Annotated in this window: 13 protein-coding genes and 1 tRNA gene; 9 read left to right on the forward strand and 5 right to left on the reverse strand. The window is 67.0% G+C overall.

The genetic code is table 11. The features are described from left to right. Window positions 1-147 precede the first annotated feature (147 nt). On the reverse strand, window positions 148-1,239 hold the full coding sequence (locus J1M43_RS01145; protein WP_009376884.1) for an IS630 family transposase: 1,092 nt from the start codon (window positions 1,237-1,239) through the stop codon (window positions 148-150). Window positions 1,240-1,625: 386 nt separating this feature from the next. Here J1M43_RS01145 and mobF point away from each other — a divergent pair, with 386 nt between their 5' ends. Beyond that, window positions 1,626-5,078, forward strand: a complete 3,453-nt coding sequence (gene mobF, locus J1M43_RS01150; protein WP_206477276.1) for a MobF family relaxase — start codon at window positions 1,626-1,628, stop codon at window positions 5,076-5,078. A 48-nt stretch (window positions 5,079-5,126) separates the two neighbouring features. Here mobF and J1M43_RS01155 read toward each other — a convergent pair whose 3' ends face one another. The 3 genes from J1M43_RS01155 to J1M43_RS01165 form a co-directional block, all read right to left on the reverse strand. Further along, window positions 5,127-5,915, reverse strand: a complete 789-nt coding sequence (locus J1M43_RS01155; protein ID WP_206475470.1) for a Fic family protein — start codon at window positions 5,913-5,915, stop codon at window positions 5,127-5,129. Window positions 5,916-5,931: 16 nt separating this feature from the next. Next, on the reverse strand, window positions 5,932-6,138 hold the full coding sequence (locus tag J1M43_RS01160; protein WP_206475471.1) for a hypothetical protein: 207 nt from the start codon (window positions 6,136-6,138) through the stop codon (window positions 5,932-5,934). A gap of 112 nt (window positions 6,139-6,250) precedes the next feature. Continuing rightward, complete coding sequence (locus tag J1M43_RS01165; RefSeq protein WP_124970892.1) at window positions 6,251-6,475, reverse strand: helix-turn-helix domain-containing protein; 225 nt, start codon at window positions 6,473-6,475, stop codon at window positions 6,251-6,253. 98 nt (window positions 6,476-6,573) lie between these two features. Between J1M43_RS01165 and J1M43_RS01170 the strand changes: the two genes are divergently transcribed. Together J1M43_RS01170 and J1M43_RS01175 are read left to right on the forward strand one after the other, a co-directional pair. Continuing rightward, window positions 6,574-7,167: a helix-turn-helix domain-containing protein gene (locus J1M43_RS01170; RefSeq protein ID WP_206475472.1), complete on the forward strand. Its 594-nt coding sequence runs from the start codon at window positions 6,574-6,576 to the stop codon at window positions 7,165-7,167. Window positions 7,168-7,219: 52 nt separating this feature from the next. Continuing rightward, window positions 7,220-8,503 (forward strand): tyrosine-type recombinase/integrase, encoded by a 1,284-nt coding sequence (locus J1M43_RS01175; RefSeq protein ID WP_206475473.1) that lies wholly within the window; start codon window positions 7,220-7,222, stop codon window positions 8,501-8,503. 79 nt (window positions 8,504-8,582) lie between these two features. Here the strand turns inward: J1M43_RS01175 and J1M43_RS01180 are convergent. Then, window positions 8,583-8,665: transfer RNA gene (locus J1M43_RS01180), tRNA-Leu, on the reverse strand. Window positions 8,666-9,010: 345 nt separating this feature from the next. Here J1M43_RS01180 and J1M43_RS01185 point away from each other — a divergent pair. Genes J1M43_RS01185 through J1M43_RS01210 form a run of 6 tightly spaced genes read left to right on the forward strand, consistent with a single transcriptional unit; the run spans window position 9,011 to window position 16,150 of the window. After that, entirely contained in the window at window positions 9,011-9,742 is a 732-nt protein-coding gene (locus J1M43_RS01185) for a DUF3662 and FHA domain-containing protein (RefSeq protein WP_206475474.1), read from the forward strand. After that, complete coding sequence (locus J1M43_RS01190; protein ID WP_206475475.1) at window positions 9,739-10,245, forward strand: FHA domain-containing protein; 507 nt, start codon at window positions 9,739-9,741, stop codon at window positions 10,243-10,245. Before J1M43_RS01185 ends, J1M43_RS01190 begins: the two co-directional genes overlap by 4 nt. A 7-nt stretch (window positions 10,246-10,252) precedes the next feature. After that, window positions 10,253-11,572 carry a PP2C family serine/threonine-protein phosphatase gene (locus tag J1M43_RS01195; RefSeq protein ID WP_052166823.1) on the forward strand — a complete coding sequence of 440 codons (1,320 nt, stop codon included), beginning with the start codon at window positions 10,253-10,255 and terminating at the stop codon, window positions 11,570-11,572. After that, a complete protein-coding gene (locus J1M43_RS01200) occupies window positions 11,572-12,957 on the forward strand; it encodes an FtsW/RodA/SpoVE family cell cycle protein (RefSeq protein WP_033105566.1) in 1,386 nt (461 codons plus the stop codon). Before J1M43_RS01195 ends, J1M43_RS01200 begins: the two co-directional genes overlap by 1 nt. Then, on the forward strand, window positions 12,954-14,411 hold the full coding sequence (locus tag J1M43_RS01205; protein ID WP_206475476.1) for a penicillin-binding protein 2: 1,458 nt from the start codon (window positions 12,954-12,956) through the stop codon (window positions 14,409-14,411). Before J1M43_RS01200 ends, J1M43_RS01205 begins: the two co-directional genes overlap by 4 nt. Further along, on the forward strand, window positions 14,408-16,150 hold the full coding sequence (locus J1M43_RS01210; protein WP_241245171.1) for a serine/threonine-protein kinase: 1,743 nt from the start codon (window positions 14,408-14,410) through the stop codon (window positions 16,148-16,150). The genes J1M43_RS01205 and J1M43_RS01210 overlap by 4 nt, the downstream gene beginning before the upstream one ends. Window positions 16,151-16,178: the final 28 nt, after the last annotated feature.

Here is a 16,178-nt window from a genome sequence, read left to right on the forward strand (position 1 = left end):
GCCGATCGCGGGCAGGATCCGGTCATCGAGATGGACGTAAAGTGTGATCAGGAGGGTGTTGAGGTCGGTATTCACACATTGGGCTTAACACCCTCTGCCAACGATTAACAGCCTCCACGCCGTTCACAGCCAATCGGACTCACTCATCTAGTGTCCCGCGCCGTTGATTCGTTGTAGAAGTCGTCCGATGGAGGTGAGAATCTCGTCGGCGGTCTTGGTCCAGATGAAGGGTTTCGGGTTCTCGTTCCATGCTTTGATCCAGCCGCGGAGGTCTTTCTCCAGTGCTTGCACGCTGCGGTGATCTGAGCGTTGGAGGAGTTCGCGGGTGACTTCGGCGAAGAGCCGCTCGACTTGATTGATCCACGATGAGTACGTCGGCGTGAAGTGCATGTGGAACCGGGGGTGCTTTTCGACCCACGCTGTCACGGCCGGGTGCTTGTGTGTGCCGTAGTTGTCGCAGACAACATGCACATCCAGATGCTCGGGCACGTTCTGATCGATTTTCTGCAGAAACTTCTTGAACTCCACCGCACGGTGTCGGCGATGCGTGGACGCGATCACCGTGCCGTCAGCGACATTCATCGCCGCGAACAGGCTCGTCGTGCCGTGTCGGAAGTAGTCGTGCGTGCGCTTTTCGGGCATGCCCGGCATCATCGGGAACGCGGGCTGTGACCGCGACAGCGCCTGCACTTGAGATTTTTCATCCACCGAAAGAACGACGGCGGATTCGGGCGGGTCGAGGTAGAGGCCGACGATGTCGTAGACCTTCTCCACGAACAGCGGGTCGTTAGAGAGCTTGAATCCGTCCGCCTGGTGAGGTCTCAAACCGAACGCCTTCCATACCCGTCCGATCGTGGACTTCGACAGTCCGGTGCGCTCGGCCATCTTCGCCCGCGACCAATGCGTCGCGTTCGCGGGCGTCGACTCCAGCGTCGCGACCACGACATCCTCGACCTGCTCCGCAGTGATCGTCGCCGGGCGCCCCGGGCGAGGATCATCAACGAGACCGTCCAGACGGGCCTCCACGAACCGAGAGCGCCACTTCGTCACCGTGGGATCCGAGCAACCCACCAACGCGGCCACGTCCTTGTTCGACATGCCATCCCCACACGCCAACACGATCCGCGAGCGCAACGCGAGCGCCTGAGACGACTTACGACGCCGAGTCCAGCGCTCAAGCTGCTCCCGCTCCTCATCCGTCAGGATCAGTTCGGCCTTGGGTCGTCCAGTTCGCGCCATACTCCAATCCTACAACTTACAGACCGAATTTAAGGCGCAGGACACTAGCCGTCGGCCTCAACCTAACCCGCGGGGATTTCCATCACATCCCCACTCGCGAAGGCTCGTTAGCGTGACGGTGTCAACGGAGGGCAATTTCACTCTGATCGATCGTGCGCTCACAAGATACTGCGCGACCATCCAGAAGGGGTCGTGGTCAACATCGATGCCACAGCTTGATCTTCCCGTTTTCAACATGCACCCCTGTGGCATGCCTCACCACAACCCGCACCTAGCCCACTACACACGCCGACAGCATTGATCTTCCCCTTGTTCTTCTGAATGAACGTATGCTACCGTGTTAGATACACTGATTTCTGTAGTAGAAACATTTGGTGGTGAGCCTCATGCACGGCGGCGTGATCCTGTTCCGGGGAACCGGAGCCGACGCACGCCGCTATGTCGAGGCCGACCGCTCCCGCGCCGATGACTATTACCTCGGCGCGGATGCGTCTGTGGCCGCGTTCACCGCGCTCGACAACGTCGGGAACGTGACCGCCGCGCTCGGGCTCGACCCGGAAGCATATGCGGCGTGGGTGGATTGGGTGAACCCGGTCACGGGCGAGTCGATGGGCACGCCCCGTTTACCGGGTGTCGGGAAACAGGGGTCGCCGCGGTTTGCGGAGATGGTGGTGAACGCCCCGAAGTCGCTCTCGATTGCCGCAGCGCTCCACCCGGAGGTGTCCGCAGTTCTCGACCGGTCGCAGCAGGATGCGGTGGCGGAGATTCAGGCGTGGCTCGCCCTGCATTCCGTGACCCGTGTCGGGCCGCGGGGTAGGCAGGAGGTGGTGCCCGTCCAGCAGTTGCAGACGGTGGCGGTGTCGCATCGCACGTCGCGTGCGGGTGATCCGCACCGGCATATCCACTTTCAGATCGGCACCCGCGTGTGGGCGGCTGGGAAGTGCCGGGCGCTGGACACGGCGGCGTTGTTCCGGCAGCAGGGCGCGATCCGCGCGCTCGGCACCGCTGTGATCGCCGCGCACCCGGAGCTTGCGGAGGTGCTGGATCGGCACGGCTTGACCCTTGATCCGGTTTCGGGCGAGGTGGTCGAGCTCGAGCGGTTCAACGGCGTGATGAGCAAACGCGGCGAGCAGGTGCGCAGGCACTTGGAACGCTTCGAGGCGGAGTGGGAGGCGGCACATCCGGGCGAGACTGTGGGGCCGGTCGTCTCGGCCCGACTCGCGGCGAAAGCGTGGGCGTATGAACGGCCCGCGAAGAAGCCCACCACGCTCAGCGAAGAGCAGGCGTGGGCGACGGAGTTGCGAGAGGCCGGCTACGACCCCGAGACGTTGCGCCAGCCCGTGCGTCGTGCGCAAGTATCGCTGGATGACCTCTCCGTGCAGACCATCGCGAACCGGGCGCTGGATCGGTGCGCCGCAGGCAGTTCGGCGTGGACGCGGCACACGGTGCAGGAGCACGCGACCCGGATCATGACCGAGTACGGCATGCACGCTGCACCCGCCGAGATACGCGAGTTCGTGCGCATCACTACGGCGTTGGCGATGGAAGATTGCTTCTCGATCCTCCCACCTGGCGCACCGGCTCCGGAGCATGTGGCGCACCTGACGAGCCTGCGCGTGGTGCAGGCCGAGACGGAACTGCGCGACCTCCTGACCGCACGAGTGCCGAAGCGGGAACCGAAGCACCCCGACGTGCACGACGCAGCAAGGGCGCGGGGCCTGGATGCCGGGCAGGAGCGCGCCGCCGCTGCCGTTGCATCGACTGATCCGCTCGTGGTCGTGGAGGGTGCAGCGGGCGCGGGCAAGACCACGATGCTCGGTGTCGCAATCGAAGTCGCGGCGCAGCACGGACGTGCCGCACGGGTGGTTGCGCCGACGTTGCGCGCCGCGCAGGTCGCGCAGCAGGAACTCGGCGTGCCCGCGAGCAGTGTAGCGGCGCTCGTGCACGCGCACGGGTGGCGCTGGAACAGTGACGGCGTATGGACGCGCCTCGCACCCGGCGACACCGACCCCGAAACGGGCCGCACCTACCGCGGCCCGACCGAGGACGCGCGGCTCGTGCGGGGTGAGCGGGTGATCGTGGACGAGGCCGGGATGCTCGACCAGGACACCGCCCTCGCCCTCCTGACCGTCACCGCCGAGGCGGGCGCGACGGTCGCGCTGGTCGGGGATCGCGCGCAGCTCGCCGCGGTCGGTCGTGGCGGGGTGCTCGATATGGCCGCGCACATTCGGGGGCGCACGTTCGATATGGCCGAGGTGCACCGCTTCGCTGACCCCGCCTACGCCGAGGTCACAGTACGGATGCGCGACGGTAACCAGCCCGGCGAGGTGTTCGAGCAGCTTGCCGGGCTCGGTCTTGTTCGCCTGCACGACAGCGGCGACGAGGCGCGCGAGCACATCGCGCAGGAGCGGCAGGACAGCGACGCGATCACCGTCAGCACGAACGACGAGGCCCGCACCGTCAACGCCCGCATCCGCGAGGAACGAGTCTCCCACGGTGTCGTCGACGACACGACGACCGTGTACGGCAGCGACGGCCTGCCCATCGGGGCCGGGGATGTGATTCAGACGCGGAAGAACAACACCAGCATTGGGGTGGCGAATCGGCAGCAATGGGTCGTGCAGCACGTCGAGGACGACGGCGCACTCTCCGTACGCGAGGCAGGAAGCGGCCGGAAGCGGCAGCGCACCGTCAGACTCCCCGCCGACTATGTGGCCGAGCACGCGCACCTGTCGTATGCGGCGACCACTTACGGGGTGCAGGGCGCGACCGTGGCGGGGTCGCACACGCTCCTCACCGACGCGACCAGCGCCGCGGGTGTGTATGTCGGCATGACCCGCGGCCGCGAGGCAAACCTGTTGCACATCGTCGCCGAGAACCATGCCGACGCACGGGCGCAGTTCATCGAGGCGATGGAGCGCGACCGCGCCGACCGCGGACTTGCCGACGCGACCCGCCGCGCCGTCGAGGAAGTGGCCGGGCTGATCGAGAACGGCCCCGCGCGGTTCGTGAACGACGAGATAACGGCGCTCGACAAGCGTGCGGCAACGGCTGAAGCGCAAGCCGAACGCTGGCAACAGGTCAGCACCGCCCTTGCCGACCTCAGCGACCGCGAGACCGAGGTACGGGAGAGGGCGCGAGCGGCCGAGCAGACCGCACGGCAGCGCGCCGAGCAGGTGCGCGCCGAGGCCACCGCGCCGGTCGTCTCCGCGGCGAGAGGGGCACTCACCGCATGGGAGCAGGCCGACGCCGCTGAACAGGAAGCCAGCGAGCAGGTGCGGGCGGCGTCGTGGTTCGGGAAGCGCCGCGCCCGCGCCGCGCACGAGAACGCCCAAGCGCGAACCGCCGGAGCGCGCCAGCAGGTGACGAGCGGGTGGGGTGAACCGCCGAGATGGAACGAACGCGCCGATGCGTGGGTGGAGCGAGTCACCCGGCCCCGAATCGACAGCGACCCGCGCGTCCTCGACGCCGAACAGGAACACCGGGCGGCACGCGACGCGCTGCTGCACCGGCCAGAGCGCGCACACACGGAACGACTGGCAGCATACGCGCGAGTGTTCGGCGCGGAGACCGTGATCCGCAATCAGCAGACGTACCTCACCGCCAGCCCCGCGCAGCAAGCCGCACCAGCAGCAAAGACCGCGAAACAGGCGCGGGAGGAAGCCGCCCTGCTGCGCGCGCTCTCCCCGGCCGAGGCCGCAGAGAGGATCGAGCAGACCCGCGCAGCACAGGCCGCGTGGGAAGCTCGGCGTGCCGAGCGGGAGCGCGCCATGTCGCACGGCCATGAGGAGCGGCACCGGAGCGCGCCCCGGCACGACGGCCCGGCACGCGGCCTGTGACACTGCACGGGTGGGGCTGCCGCGGGCGCATCGCGCCCTTGCCCTCGGCTACCGTCCGAGGCTCGGGCCGCCCCGGTCGCCGCCGGGCGGGGCGTCGTGTCCGAACGCATCCAGCGGAGGCAGGGTGCGGCGGCGTTCGCGCGCGGTGTCCAGTTCCCGGTCGAGCACGGCAGGGTCACGGGTGCTCTTGCGTGTCGTGAAGCCCTGAGCATGTTCCTGCAGCAACCCCATCAGCCTGTCGTGCTGTTCGGCGTCCTCGACAGTGACGAGGCTCGGGCGAATCAGCGCGTCCAGGCCCGAGGGGTCTTGAACGATGGCGAGGGTGCGGGCGTGGGCGAACACGTCGCCGGGAATCTGCGACCAGTCGATGATCCATCCGGCATCGCGGGCGAGCTGGTTGAAGAAGACGTGCTGACTCCGGGTGTTCACATCCCGGAATGGATGGATCGCTGTCGTCTCGCCCCATACCCAGGCCAGCCCCTCAGAGAACTCGTCAGCGTCGAGCGCGCGCAGCCAGTTACTCCCGGCGAGGATACCGAAGATGCGCTCGGCCTCGGGCACGATGAACTGCGGGCGGCAGTGCGCGATACCGGTACCGCCGGGGTGGGTGTCGGTGTCGCGTATCTCACCGCCCCACGAGTACATATCCTGCGTCAGATAGGCGTGAATCGCTTGCAGGTGCGCAAGGTCGTACCCGCCGAGGATCGGATGCTCACGCAAGGCACCCATGCGGGCGCCAATGAAGTCGACCTCGGCGTCTTTCCAATCGTCATAGCCGGTGACGCCGAACTTGTTGACGAGAACGTCGCTGCCCGGATAGGTATACCGATCAGGCATCGCGACGCAATACGGTTCAGACGGTGCGGGCGGCCAGGCGTGCGCGGGTGCGAGCGGCGATCACTGCGACGGCCTCGTCTACGGTGATCTCTCCGCGCACCTGACGAGCCAGAAGCTGCACACCCTCGGGAGTCATTTCCTCGCCCGCGGTCTGCTGCCCGGCCTGCACTTCCGCAAGGACGCGCTGAACGTGCGCCTCGGATACGCGAGTCTTCGTAGCCATACGGGGTGCCTCCTTGTGGTCGGCGTTACGGGTTCAGTCTACGTCGCTCCGCCGACATTCCTCCGAGAACTCGGCGAGGGGGTGCCGAATCGGCACCGCCACAGCGCGCCGCCTACGACCCGTCGTGCTCGGGCGCGGTGTCGGCGAAGAGGGCGAGGAACTTCTCGCGGGGGATCACGATGCGACGCCCGAGCTTCACATGCGGGATCGTGCCCTCGTTGATGCTCGTGGTGATCGTGCGGGGATCGACCCCGAGCGCTTCGGCGGCTTCTTTGCGGGTGATGACCAGGCTGCGCCGCTTGCGGAGGTCGTCCATGTCCAGGGTGCTCTGCCGCATGAGGTCACCGTCCGATCCGATACAGGGAGATTGGGGGGTGCCTACCACGGTAGAAGCCAAACCTTGCTGTGTCAAGTACAACCGTGTATGTTCTTAGTATGGAAACAGAGAGGGTGCGGGGCAACCCGCCAGGACACACGAACCAGTACGTCGCCGGGAACATCCGCGCGGCCCGCCAAGCGATCGGCATGGACTTGCGCACCATGTCGAAGCTGCTGGACGACGCGGGGCGGAAACTCTCCCCGTCAGGGATCAGCAAGCTCGAAGCCGGGGATCGCCGCGTCGACGTGGACGACCTCACCGTGATCGCCTACCTGCTGCGCACCACCCCGGCGGCGCTCCTCACCCCACCCGACGCAGAAAGCGGCGTGACGGGAGTACCTGGGGAGTATCTGCCGGAAGAGATCGAGAAGTGGATGCAGGGTTCGCTCAAACTCACCCCGGAGGGGCTGCTGCACTACTGGCAGCAGGAATGGTTCGCTTGCCAGAACCGCATCCAGTATTACGAGTCCTCCCTCAACATCCCCGGCAGCGACCAACTCCCGAGCACCGAGACCTATAGGCAGCGCCTCGCGGAGCAGCGGGAACGCGCACGGTTCATCAGGGTGCGAGGTGAGCAGATCGACCCGACCGGGCGCGTATTCAGCGGCCCCGACTTCCTCGACCGCCTCGCCCCCGACAGCACCGAATAGCCGCCCCGGCGCACCTTGGCGCAACCGGCGACCCAATAGAAAGGATGCAGTGATGGCACGAAAGACCACGACCGCCGGGCACGAACCCGGCGCAAACACCACAGGCGAGGAGGTGAAACCAGCACGTCGTTCCCGTTCCCGGCAGCCCGGCTCGATCCAGGGCTACGAGACCGACAAGGGCAAAAGGTGGCGGTTCCAGATCTACTTCCTGAAAGACCCCGAGTACCCCGAGATGGGATCGCGCCGTCTCACCCGTTCCGGGTTCACCAGCACTGACGAAGCCAACGACGCCTTGCAGGAAGCGTTGAAGCAGCGAAAGCAGAACGAGAAGTTCGGAAACAAGGTGCCCACCATTGGCGCGTACGCGGATGAGTGGGCGGCCGGTTTGAAGCTCGCGGCATCCACGATCAAGGGGTACAAGAAGATCATCCGCAACCACATCAAGCCCCAGCTCGGCACGATCCGGCTCGACAAACTCACCGCCACCAGGATCGCCCGCCACTATCGCGACCTCGAAGACCACGGCCGCAAGGACGAGTACGGCAAGGGCAAGCCCCTGTCGGCCAACAGCGTCCACAAGGTGCATGTCGTACTCGGTGCGATCCTCGACGCCGCGATTGACGACGGACACCTGACCGTGAACCCGGCGAAGAAGAAGCGCACCGTCAAGGCCCCGACCACGAGTGAGGTGCGGGCGCAGAAACCCGAAATCGCCACTTGGACGGCCGAACAGCTCGCCCTGTTCCTCACCTGGAACCGCGATGAACTGGAAGACGAACTGTTCCCCATGTGGCAACTCATCGCGTACACCGGAATGAGGCGCAGTGAAGCCCTGGCGCTCAAGTGGAGCGATATCAACAGCAAGGCGATGCGGGTCAGTATCCGCCGCGCGGTCGACACCGACGACTGGACGAAGACCAAGCCCCCGAAGACCGGTAACGCCCGCGTGATCGACGTGGACGCCGAAACCCTCAAAGTCCTCGCGAGCTACAAGGTCGTCCGCGCCGAGGTCTCGTTCGAGCTGGCAAAAGCCGACGCCTATGTGTTCGGAGACGACGACGGCAAGCTCCGCTCACCCGATGCCATGACGAGCCGCTGGGATCGCCGCCTCAAGTGGGTGACCGCGAAGTACGACAGCCTGCACCGCGTCACCATCAAAGGTCTGCGTCACACCCACGCGACGCTGCTGCTCGAACTCGGCGAACACCCCAAGGTCGTCCAAGAGCGGTTGGGGCACTCAACGATCACCACGACGATGAACATCTACTCCCACGTCACCCCGACCATGCAGAGGTCGGCAGTAGACCGCTTCGCCGCCCACCTCGGGAACGCTTAGCACTTTTTCTAGCACTTCCGACGCGAATGACCCCCAACCCGGAGAACTAAATCCCAGGTCAGGGGCCATTTCATTCGTGTGCGCGAGGGGGGACTTGAACCCCCACGCCCGTAAGGACACTGGCACCTGAAGCCAGCGCGTCTACCATTCCGCCACTCGCGCGAACGTCTCGTTCCGAAGAAGTCAACTTCACGAGGATATCACGCACTTTCGCTGCAGAAGAACTCGGGAGGCTTCGACTCGCTTCGCTCGCTCACCCCGTTTCGTCTCGCCTTCGGCTCGCTCAACGACCCGCGGAACGGCCCTCACTTCCGGGAGGCTCGGCTCGCTCAACGACCCGCGGAACGGCCCTCACTTCCGGGAGGCTCGGCTCGCTCAACGACCCGCGGAGAAGCCCGTACCTCTTGAAGCTGCGGCACGCTCGACGCCCGTGAGAGGCGTCGCAGAGGCGCATATCCAGGTCACCTGGCTACGATGTTGCTACCGCCGCCATGCCAGAGGAGCCCAGTGGGACTACTTGACAGCTTTGAGAAGGGTCTTGAGCGCGCCGTCAACGGCGCATTCGCCAAGACCTTCCGCAGCGGCATCCAGCCGGTGGAGATCGCATCGGCGCTCCGCCGCGAAGCCGACATCAAGGCCGCCGTCGTCAGCCGCGACCGCATCATCGCGCCCAACAGCTACGTCGCGCGCCTCAGCGCCGACGACCTCGAACGGATGCAGGGACTCGGCGGCGCACTCACGGAAGAGCTGCACGCTCTGATGAACGCCCACGCCAAGGCCCAGGGCTACAGTTTCGCCGGCCCGGTCTCGATCGCACTCGAAGCGGACGAGAAGGTCGCCACCGGCACCGTCCGCGTGAACTCCGGCACGGCGGAGGGTCGCGTCAGCTGGCAGGCCGTCGTCGACGTCGACGGACGCCGTCACTCGATCACCAAGGCCCGCAGCGTGATCGGTCGCGGCAGCGATGCCGACATCACGATCGCGGATGCCGGCTCGAGCCGCAAGCACGTCGAGATCCTGTGGGACGGCGAGCGCGCCATGATGCGCGATCTCGGCTCCACCAACGGCACGAAGGTCAACGGCACCAAGGTGCGCGAGGCACCGCTGCCCACCGACACGACGATCACGATCGGGCGCACCGACCTGATCTTCCGGGTCGTCCCCGTGGCTGCCGACCGCCCTTCGACGGGCTCAGGGACCGGTTCGGCAGGCTCAGGGACCGGAGGGGCGAATCGATGAGTGAACTCGTCCTCCTGCTGCTGCGCATCGGCTTCCTGGTCCTGCTGTGGTTCTTCGTGTTCGGCGTCGTGTACTCACTGCGCGCCGACCTGTTCGGTGTGAAGGTGCGCAAGCTCCCCGCCGAAGCCGGTGCAGGCGCCCCCGCAGCGGCGCCCGCCCCGGCCAAGCCGAAGGCGTCGCCGCGCTCCGGTGGCGCCGCCAGGGTGAACAGCGTCTCCAAGCTCGTCATCACCTCCGGCCCCAAGGCAGGCCTCGAGCTTCCCCTCGGCACCGATCCGATGACGATCGGCCGCTCCAGCGAATCCGGTCTCGTCATCCGCGACGACTACACCTCCAGTCACCACGCCCGCCTGCTGCTGCGCGGCGACACCTGGGCCATCCAGGACCTCGACTCCACCAACGGCACCTACCTGGGCGGGAAGCGCATCTCAGGAGCGCCCGTCTCGATCGAGATCGGCGACGCCGTCAAGGTCGGCGCCACGACCTTCGAGCTGCGAGCCTGACGCCGGCATGGTCTTCGAAGGCTCGAGCGCCGCGATCTCCCATACCGGGAAGGTGCGCTCCAACAACCAGGACTCCGGCTACTCCGGCGCCAACCTCTTCGCGGTCGCCGACGGCATGGGCGGCCACGCGGGCGGCGATGTCGCGTCGAGCATCGCCATCCAGCGACTCGAGCGCCTGGATCACTCGTTCCCCGATGTCGACGAGGCCCAGGCGTCGTTGCAGGCCGCCGTCACCACGGCGGCGGGCGACCTCATCCGCGCCGCCAAGGAGCGCCCGGAGCTCGCCGGACTCGGCACGACGGTCAGCGCGATCATCATGGTCGAGGATCACGCCGTCATCGGCCACATCGGCGACTCGCGCATCTACCTGTACCGCGACGACGAACTGACCCAGATCACCGCCGACCACACGTTCGTGCAACGGCTGGTCGACTCGGGCCGCATCACCCCCGAGGAGGCGCGCTACCACCCGCGCCGCTCCGTGCTGATGCGCGTGCTCAGCGACATGGACCACGACCCCGAGCTGGACATGTTCGTCATGCCCACGCTCCCTGGCGACCGCTGGCTGCTGTGCTCCGACGGTCTCTCCGGCGTCGTCGACGAGCCGCACATCCTCAAGGCCATGCGACTCGGGCTTCCGCCAGGACGCACCGCCGACAACCTGCTCAAGCAGGCACTCGACGGCGGCGCCCCCGACAACGTCACGGTCGTGCTCGTCGAAGTGGGCGGCGTGCACCCGGTCTCCTCCGGCACCGCGACGATCGTCGGCGCGGCATCCACTCCGTCCGGCGTGCTGATCCCCGCCGCCCGTGTCGGACGCACGAACTGGCTGCACCCCGTGCGCCAGGCCGCGAACGAACCATCGCACTTCGAACCGGCCGCCGACTACCTCGAGGAACTCATCGAGGAAGATCGCCGCCGCGCGAAGCGCCGCCGGGTCGGCTGGTTCGCCGCGCTCCTGGTCGTTCTGCTCGCGCTCACCGGTGCGGGGATGCTGGCCTACAGCTGGACACAGACGCGTTATTTCGTGGGCGCGGACGAAGACAGCGTCGTGATCTTCCAGGGTGTCCAGCAGAACATCGGCCCCATCTCGCTGTCGACCGAGCTCGAGGACACCGGCATCCTGCTCGCCGACCTGCCGCCGTACCAGCGCGCCTCGGTGGAGCGGACGATCAACGCGCGCTCTCTGTCCGATGCCATGGCGATCGTCGACCGCCTGCGGGCCGGCTCCGAGGCCGTCACGGGCGAGACCCCGGCCCCGACGCCGCCTCCCGCACCCAGCCCGACTCCCACGCCCACCGCGACGAGCGGAGGGGGTGCCGGATGATGAGCACCGACGTCACCGCCGACACCGCGGTCATCAAAGCACTCAAGCGGATGCGACTGCCGCAGACGCAGCGCAACCGCGAGTTCTGGCTGCTGCTGTTCGCCTGCGCGATCAGCGGTGCCGCGCTGTGCCTGGTGCAACTCGGTGCGCTCGGGCTGATCGACCCCTTCATCCTGTTCATCGGCGGCGGGCTCGCCGTGCTGGCCTTCGCCCTGCACTTCGTGCTTCGCGTCGTGGCATCCGATGCCGACCCCTTCGTCCTGCCGATCGCGACGCTGCTCACCGGCCTGGGCATCGCGATGATCTACCGGATCGACATCGCGCTGAACAACACCGGGTGGGAGGCGTACTCGACCAAGCAGCTGGCCTGGACTGGTATCTCGCTCGCGGGCGCCATCGCGATCGTCATCCTGCTGCACAACTACCGGGTGCTGTTCCGCTACACGTACCTGTTCGGCCTCGCCGGAATCCTCCTCCTGCTGCTGCCGTTCGTGCCTGGACTCGGAGCATCCGGCTCGAACGCCGACGTGTGGGTCACCATCGGCGGCATCTTCGCCTTCCAACCGGGTGAGCTGGCCAAGATCTGCCTGGCGATCTTCTTCGCCGGCTACCTGGTGCGCACCCGGGAGAGCCTCACCTCGGTCGGCAAGGTCTTCCTCGGCATCACCTGGCCGCGCATGCGCGAGCTCGGACCCGTCATCGTCGTCTGGTTGATCTCACTCGGCATCATCGTGGTGCAACGCGACCTCGGCACCGGAGTGCTGATCTTCGGCATGTTCATCGCGATGCTCTACATCGCCACCGGCAAGACCAGCTGGGTGCTGATCGGCCTCGTCATGGTCGCCGCAGGCGTCGCCGTGGCCACCCAGATCCTCAGCTACGTGCAGGGCCGCTTCACGAACTGGCTCGATGCGTTCAACCCCGCGGTCGTCGATGCCGCAGGCGGCAGCTACCAGCTCGTGCAGGGCATCTTCGGTCTCGCACACGGCGGCCTGATCGGCACCGGCCTCGGTCAGGGACGCCCGACCGTGACCCCGCTGGCGCACAGCGACTACATCATCCCCAGCCTCGGCGAAGAGCTCGGGCTGATCGGCCTGTTCGCGATCCTCTCCCTGTACATGGTGTTCGTCAGCCGCGGCATGCGGATCGGCATCGCCGGCCAGGACGACTTCGGCAAGCTCCTCGCGACCGGACTCTCGTTCACGATCGCCCTGCAGGTGTTCATCATGGTCGGCGGCGTGACCCGTGTCATCCCGCTGACCGGACTCACCACGCCGTTCCTCGCCGCCGGCGGATCGTCGCTGGTCGCGAACTGGCTCATCGTGGCGCTGCTGCTGCGCATCTCCGACGGCGTACGCCGCCAGCCCAGGGTGGTGATCGGATGACGAAAGAGCTCCGCAGACTCAGCATCGTGATGCTGTTCATGTTCCTGTCGCTGTTCGCCGCGACCAGTTGGATCCAGGTCGTCGCGGCCGACGAGCTAGGGCAGGCCGACCGCAACACGCGCTCGCTGCTGGACAGCTACGAGATCCAGCGCGGGTCGATCATCGCCGACGGCGTGCAGATCGCGTACTCCGTGGCCAGCGAAGACGAGTTCCAGTACCAGCGCATGTACACCGACTCACCGATGTGGTCGAGTGTCACCGGGTTCTTCAACCCGGCGCTGCAGTCATCGACCGGCATCGAGAACGCGCTGAACGGCGATCTGTCCGGCACCGGCGCGAGCGCGTTCCTCGCCGAGATCGAGCGGATCGTGTCCGGCCAGGCGCAGACCGGGTTCAGCGTCGAGTTGACTCTGGATGCCGCGGCCCAGAAGGCGGCCTACGAGGCACTCGGCGGACTGCAGGGCGCCGTGGTCGCCATCGAACCCGCGACGGGACGCATCCTCGCGATGGTCTCCACCCCCGGCTACGACGCCAACGCAGTCGCGATGCACAGCGGCGCACAGGCAGAGGCCGCGTACGACGCACTCGACGCGCTGAAGCCGAACCCGCTGCAGAACCGCGCCATCCGCGGCAACCTGAACCCTCCCGGCTCGACGTTCAAGGTGCTCGTCGCCGCGGCCGCCTATGCGACAGGGGAGTGGACGCCCGAGTCGACTCTTCCGAACCCGGCCCGCTACGCGCTGCCCGGCTCGTCCTCTCAGGTCTCGAACGCCACGGGGGGCACGTGCGGATCCGGCTCGACCGTGACGATCGCCGATGCCATCCGCCTCAGCTGCAACATCCCGATGGCCGAGCTCGCGGTCGAGCTCGGCGATGCGAAGATCTTCGAGATGGCCGAGAAGTTCGGCTTCAACCAGAGCTTCTCCACGCCGCTCGAGTCGACGGCCTCCCGCTACCCGCGCGGACTCGACGACGCGCAGACCGCGCTCACCGGGTTCGGGCAGGGTCAGGTGACCGCGACGCCGTTGCAGATGGCGATGGTCTCGGCCGGAATCGCGAACGACGGCGTGGTGATGAACCCCCGGCTCGTGGATGCCGTGATCGGGAATGACCTGTCAGTGGTGCGTCAGTACGAGAACAGCGAGTTCGGTCGCGCCACGGAGGCGGACGTCGCAGACGATGTGACCGACGCCATGACGGCGAGCGTCGCGGACGGCGCCGCGACGGGTGCAAGAATAGACGGCATCGACGTCGCCGGTAAGACGGGGACGGCCGAGAACGATGGCGACGAGCCGTACACGTTGTGGTTCACCGGTTTCGCACCGGCGGACAATCCACAGGTAGCTGTGGCGGTCGTCGTCGAAGACGGCGGCGGAATGGGACAGTCGGGATCCGGTGACACGCTCGCCGCCCCGATCGCGAAGAAGGTCATTGAGGCGGTGCTTAACAGATGAGGCCGACGCAGGGTGTGTCGTTCGGTGGTCGATACGAGCTTCAGTCGCGTATTGCGATCGGTGGCATGGGCGAGGTCTGGGAAGCGACAGACCACGTCATCGGACGGACCGTCGCCATCAAGATCCTCAAGGACGAGTACATGGGGGATCCGGGCTTCCTCGAGCGCTTCCGCGCCGAGGCCCGTCATGCCGCACTCGTCAATCACGAGGGCATCGCCAGCGTCTTCGACTACGGCGAGGAGAACGGCAGCGCGTTCCTCGTCATGGAACTCGTCCCCGGTGAGGCCCTCTCCACACTGCTCGAGCGCGACGGCGCCCTGGGCGCCGACAAGACGCTCGACATCGTCGCGCAGACGGCATCCGCTCTTCAGGCTGCGCACGCGGCCGGCCTCGTGCACCGTGACATCAAGCCGGGAAACCTGCTGATCACGCCGGACGGCCGGGTGAAGATCACCGACTTCGGCATCGCCCGCATCGCCGATCAGGTGCCGCTGACCGCGACCGGTCAGGTCATGGGCACCGTGCAGTACCTGTCGCCTGAGCAGGCCTCCGGGCACCCGGCATCGCCGGCGACCGACACCTACTCGCTGGGCATCGTCGCGTACGAGTCCCTGGCAGGCAAGCGTCCGTTCACTGGCGAATCGCAGGTCGCGATCGCGATGGCGCAGATCAACGAGCAGCCGCCGCCGCTTCCGCCGACCGTGCCGATCCCGGTGCAGAACCTCGTGATGGCGATGATCGCGAAGAAGCCGGCGGACCGGCCTTCGTCGTCGGCCACTGTGGCTCGTGCAGCGCAGGCACTGCGGCGAGGCGACCTGAACTCCGCAGCGATCGCGGTTCCCGCCATCGCGACCGGTGGCATCGCGGGCGATGACGCCACCCGCATCCTCACCGCCACCGGCGATGACGGCACCACGCGCATCCTGCCGACAACCGCCGCGCTGCCCGCCGACGGCGACGGCACCGATGTCGAGGGAAAGAAGAAGAAACGCAGCCCCTGGACGTGGCCGCTGATCGCACTGATCGCGCTCATCGCCATCGTGCTCGCCGGCACGGTGTTCGCCTTGCTGAACCAGGGCGACCCCGAACCCGACCCGACGACCACCACCACCTCGGCGAACACGCCGACGCCCAAGCCGACCTCGCAGACGCCCACTCCGCCTCCTGAGCCGGATCGCGTCGATGTGGCATCGCTCAACCTGGTCGGCCTCGACTGCGCGGCCGCGACCACGACCCTGACGGACAACGGCTTCAGCGACATCACCTGCGTACCGGGTGATCCCGCCGGATCCGACGACCAGGTGGGCAAGGTCTACAAGGTCGAGCCGCTCGGGAACGTCGCGGTCGATCAGACCGTCACATTGACCACCTACGGTGACCGCGCTGCGCTGCCCGCACCGGCGGATGCTCCCGCGATCTCCGGCGACCCTGTCGCCGGTGGGACGGTCACCCTCTCGTGGGGAAGCGACTTCGTCTGCCCCAGCGGCACGAACCTCACCCGCTACACGGTGCAGCTCACCAACGGCACCTTCGTCTCCGGTGGCCCGAACTTCCCGCCGACGCAGCGCAGTGCCGAGGTGACCGTCGCCGACGCGGAGGGCCAGCAGCTGATCGCGACGTACACCGCGACGTGCGCGAGCACGGACGAGCGCGTGACGCCCTCGTCGCCGCCGCTCTCCGTGACCATTCAGCCGGCCTCCATCCTCCCCGGCGATGGGGACGAACTCCCCGAAGGCTGAGAGCCGTTTCAGGGGGCTGAGGGTAACC

It is taken from the genome of Microbacterium sp. KRD172, from assembly GCF_017168295.1.
GTDB classification, from domain to species: domain Bacteria; phylum Actinomycetota; class Actinomycetes; order Actinomycetales; family Microbacteriaceae; genus Microbacterium; species Microbacterium profundi.

Bases quoted from the DNA above. Each gene is read 5' to 3' on its own strand.
- J1M43_RS01190 (WP_206475475.1), top strand. From the start codon at position 9,739: ATGAGTGAACTCGTCCTCCTGCTGCTGCGCATCGGCTTCCTGGTCCTG.
- J1M43_RS01155 (WP_206475470.1), bottom strand. From the start codon at position 5,915: ATGCCTGATCGGTATACCTATCCGGGCAGCGACGTTCTCGTCAACAAG.
- J1M43_RS01175 (WP_206475473.1), top strand. From the start codon at position 7,220: ATGGCACGAAAGACCACGACCGCCGGGCACGAACCCGGCGCAAACACC.
- mobF (WP_206477276.1), top strand. From the start codon at position 1,626: ATGCACGGCGGCGTGATCCTGTTCCGGGGAACCGGAGCCGACGCACGC.
- J1M43_RS01200 (WP_033105566.1), top strand. From the start codon at position 11,572: ATGAGCACCGACGTCACCGCCGACACCGCGGTCATCAAAGCACTCAAG.
- J1M43_RS01205 (WP_206475476.1), top strand. From the start codon at position 12,954: ATGACGAAAGAGCTCCGCAGACTCAGCATCGTGATGCTGTTCATGTTC.
- J1M43_RS01210 (WP_241245171.1), top strand. From the start codon at position 14,408: ATGAGGCCGACGCAGGGTGTGTCGTTCGGTGGTCGATACGAGCTTCAG.
- J1M43_RS01160 (WP_206475471.1), bottom strand. From the start codon at position 6,138: ATGGCTACGAAGACTCGCGTATCCGAGGCGCACGTTCAGCGCGTCCTT.
- J1M43_RS01165 (WP_124970892.1), bottom strand. From the start codon at position 6,475: ATGCGGCAGAGCACCCTGGACATGGACGACCTCCGCAAGCGGCGCAGC.
- J1M43_RS01170 (WP_206475472.1), top strand. From the start codon at position 6,574: ATGGAAACAGAGAGGGTGCGGGGCAACCCGCCAGGACACACGAACCAG.
- J1M43_RS01145 (WP_009376884.1), bottom strand. From the start codon at position 1,239: ATGGCGCGAACTGGACGACCCAAGGCCGAACTGATCCTGACGGATGAG.
- J1M43_RS01195 (WP_052166823.1), top strand. From the start codon at position 10,253: ATGGTCTTCGAAGGCTCGAGCGCCGCGATCTCCCATACCGGGAAGGTG.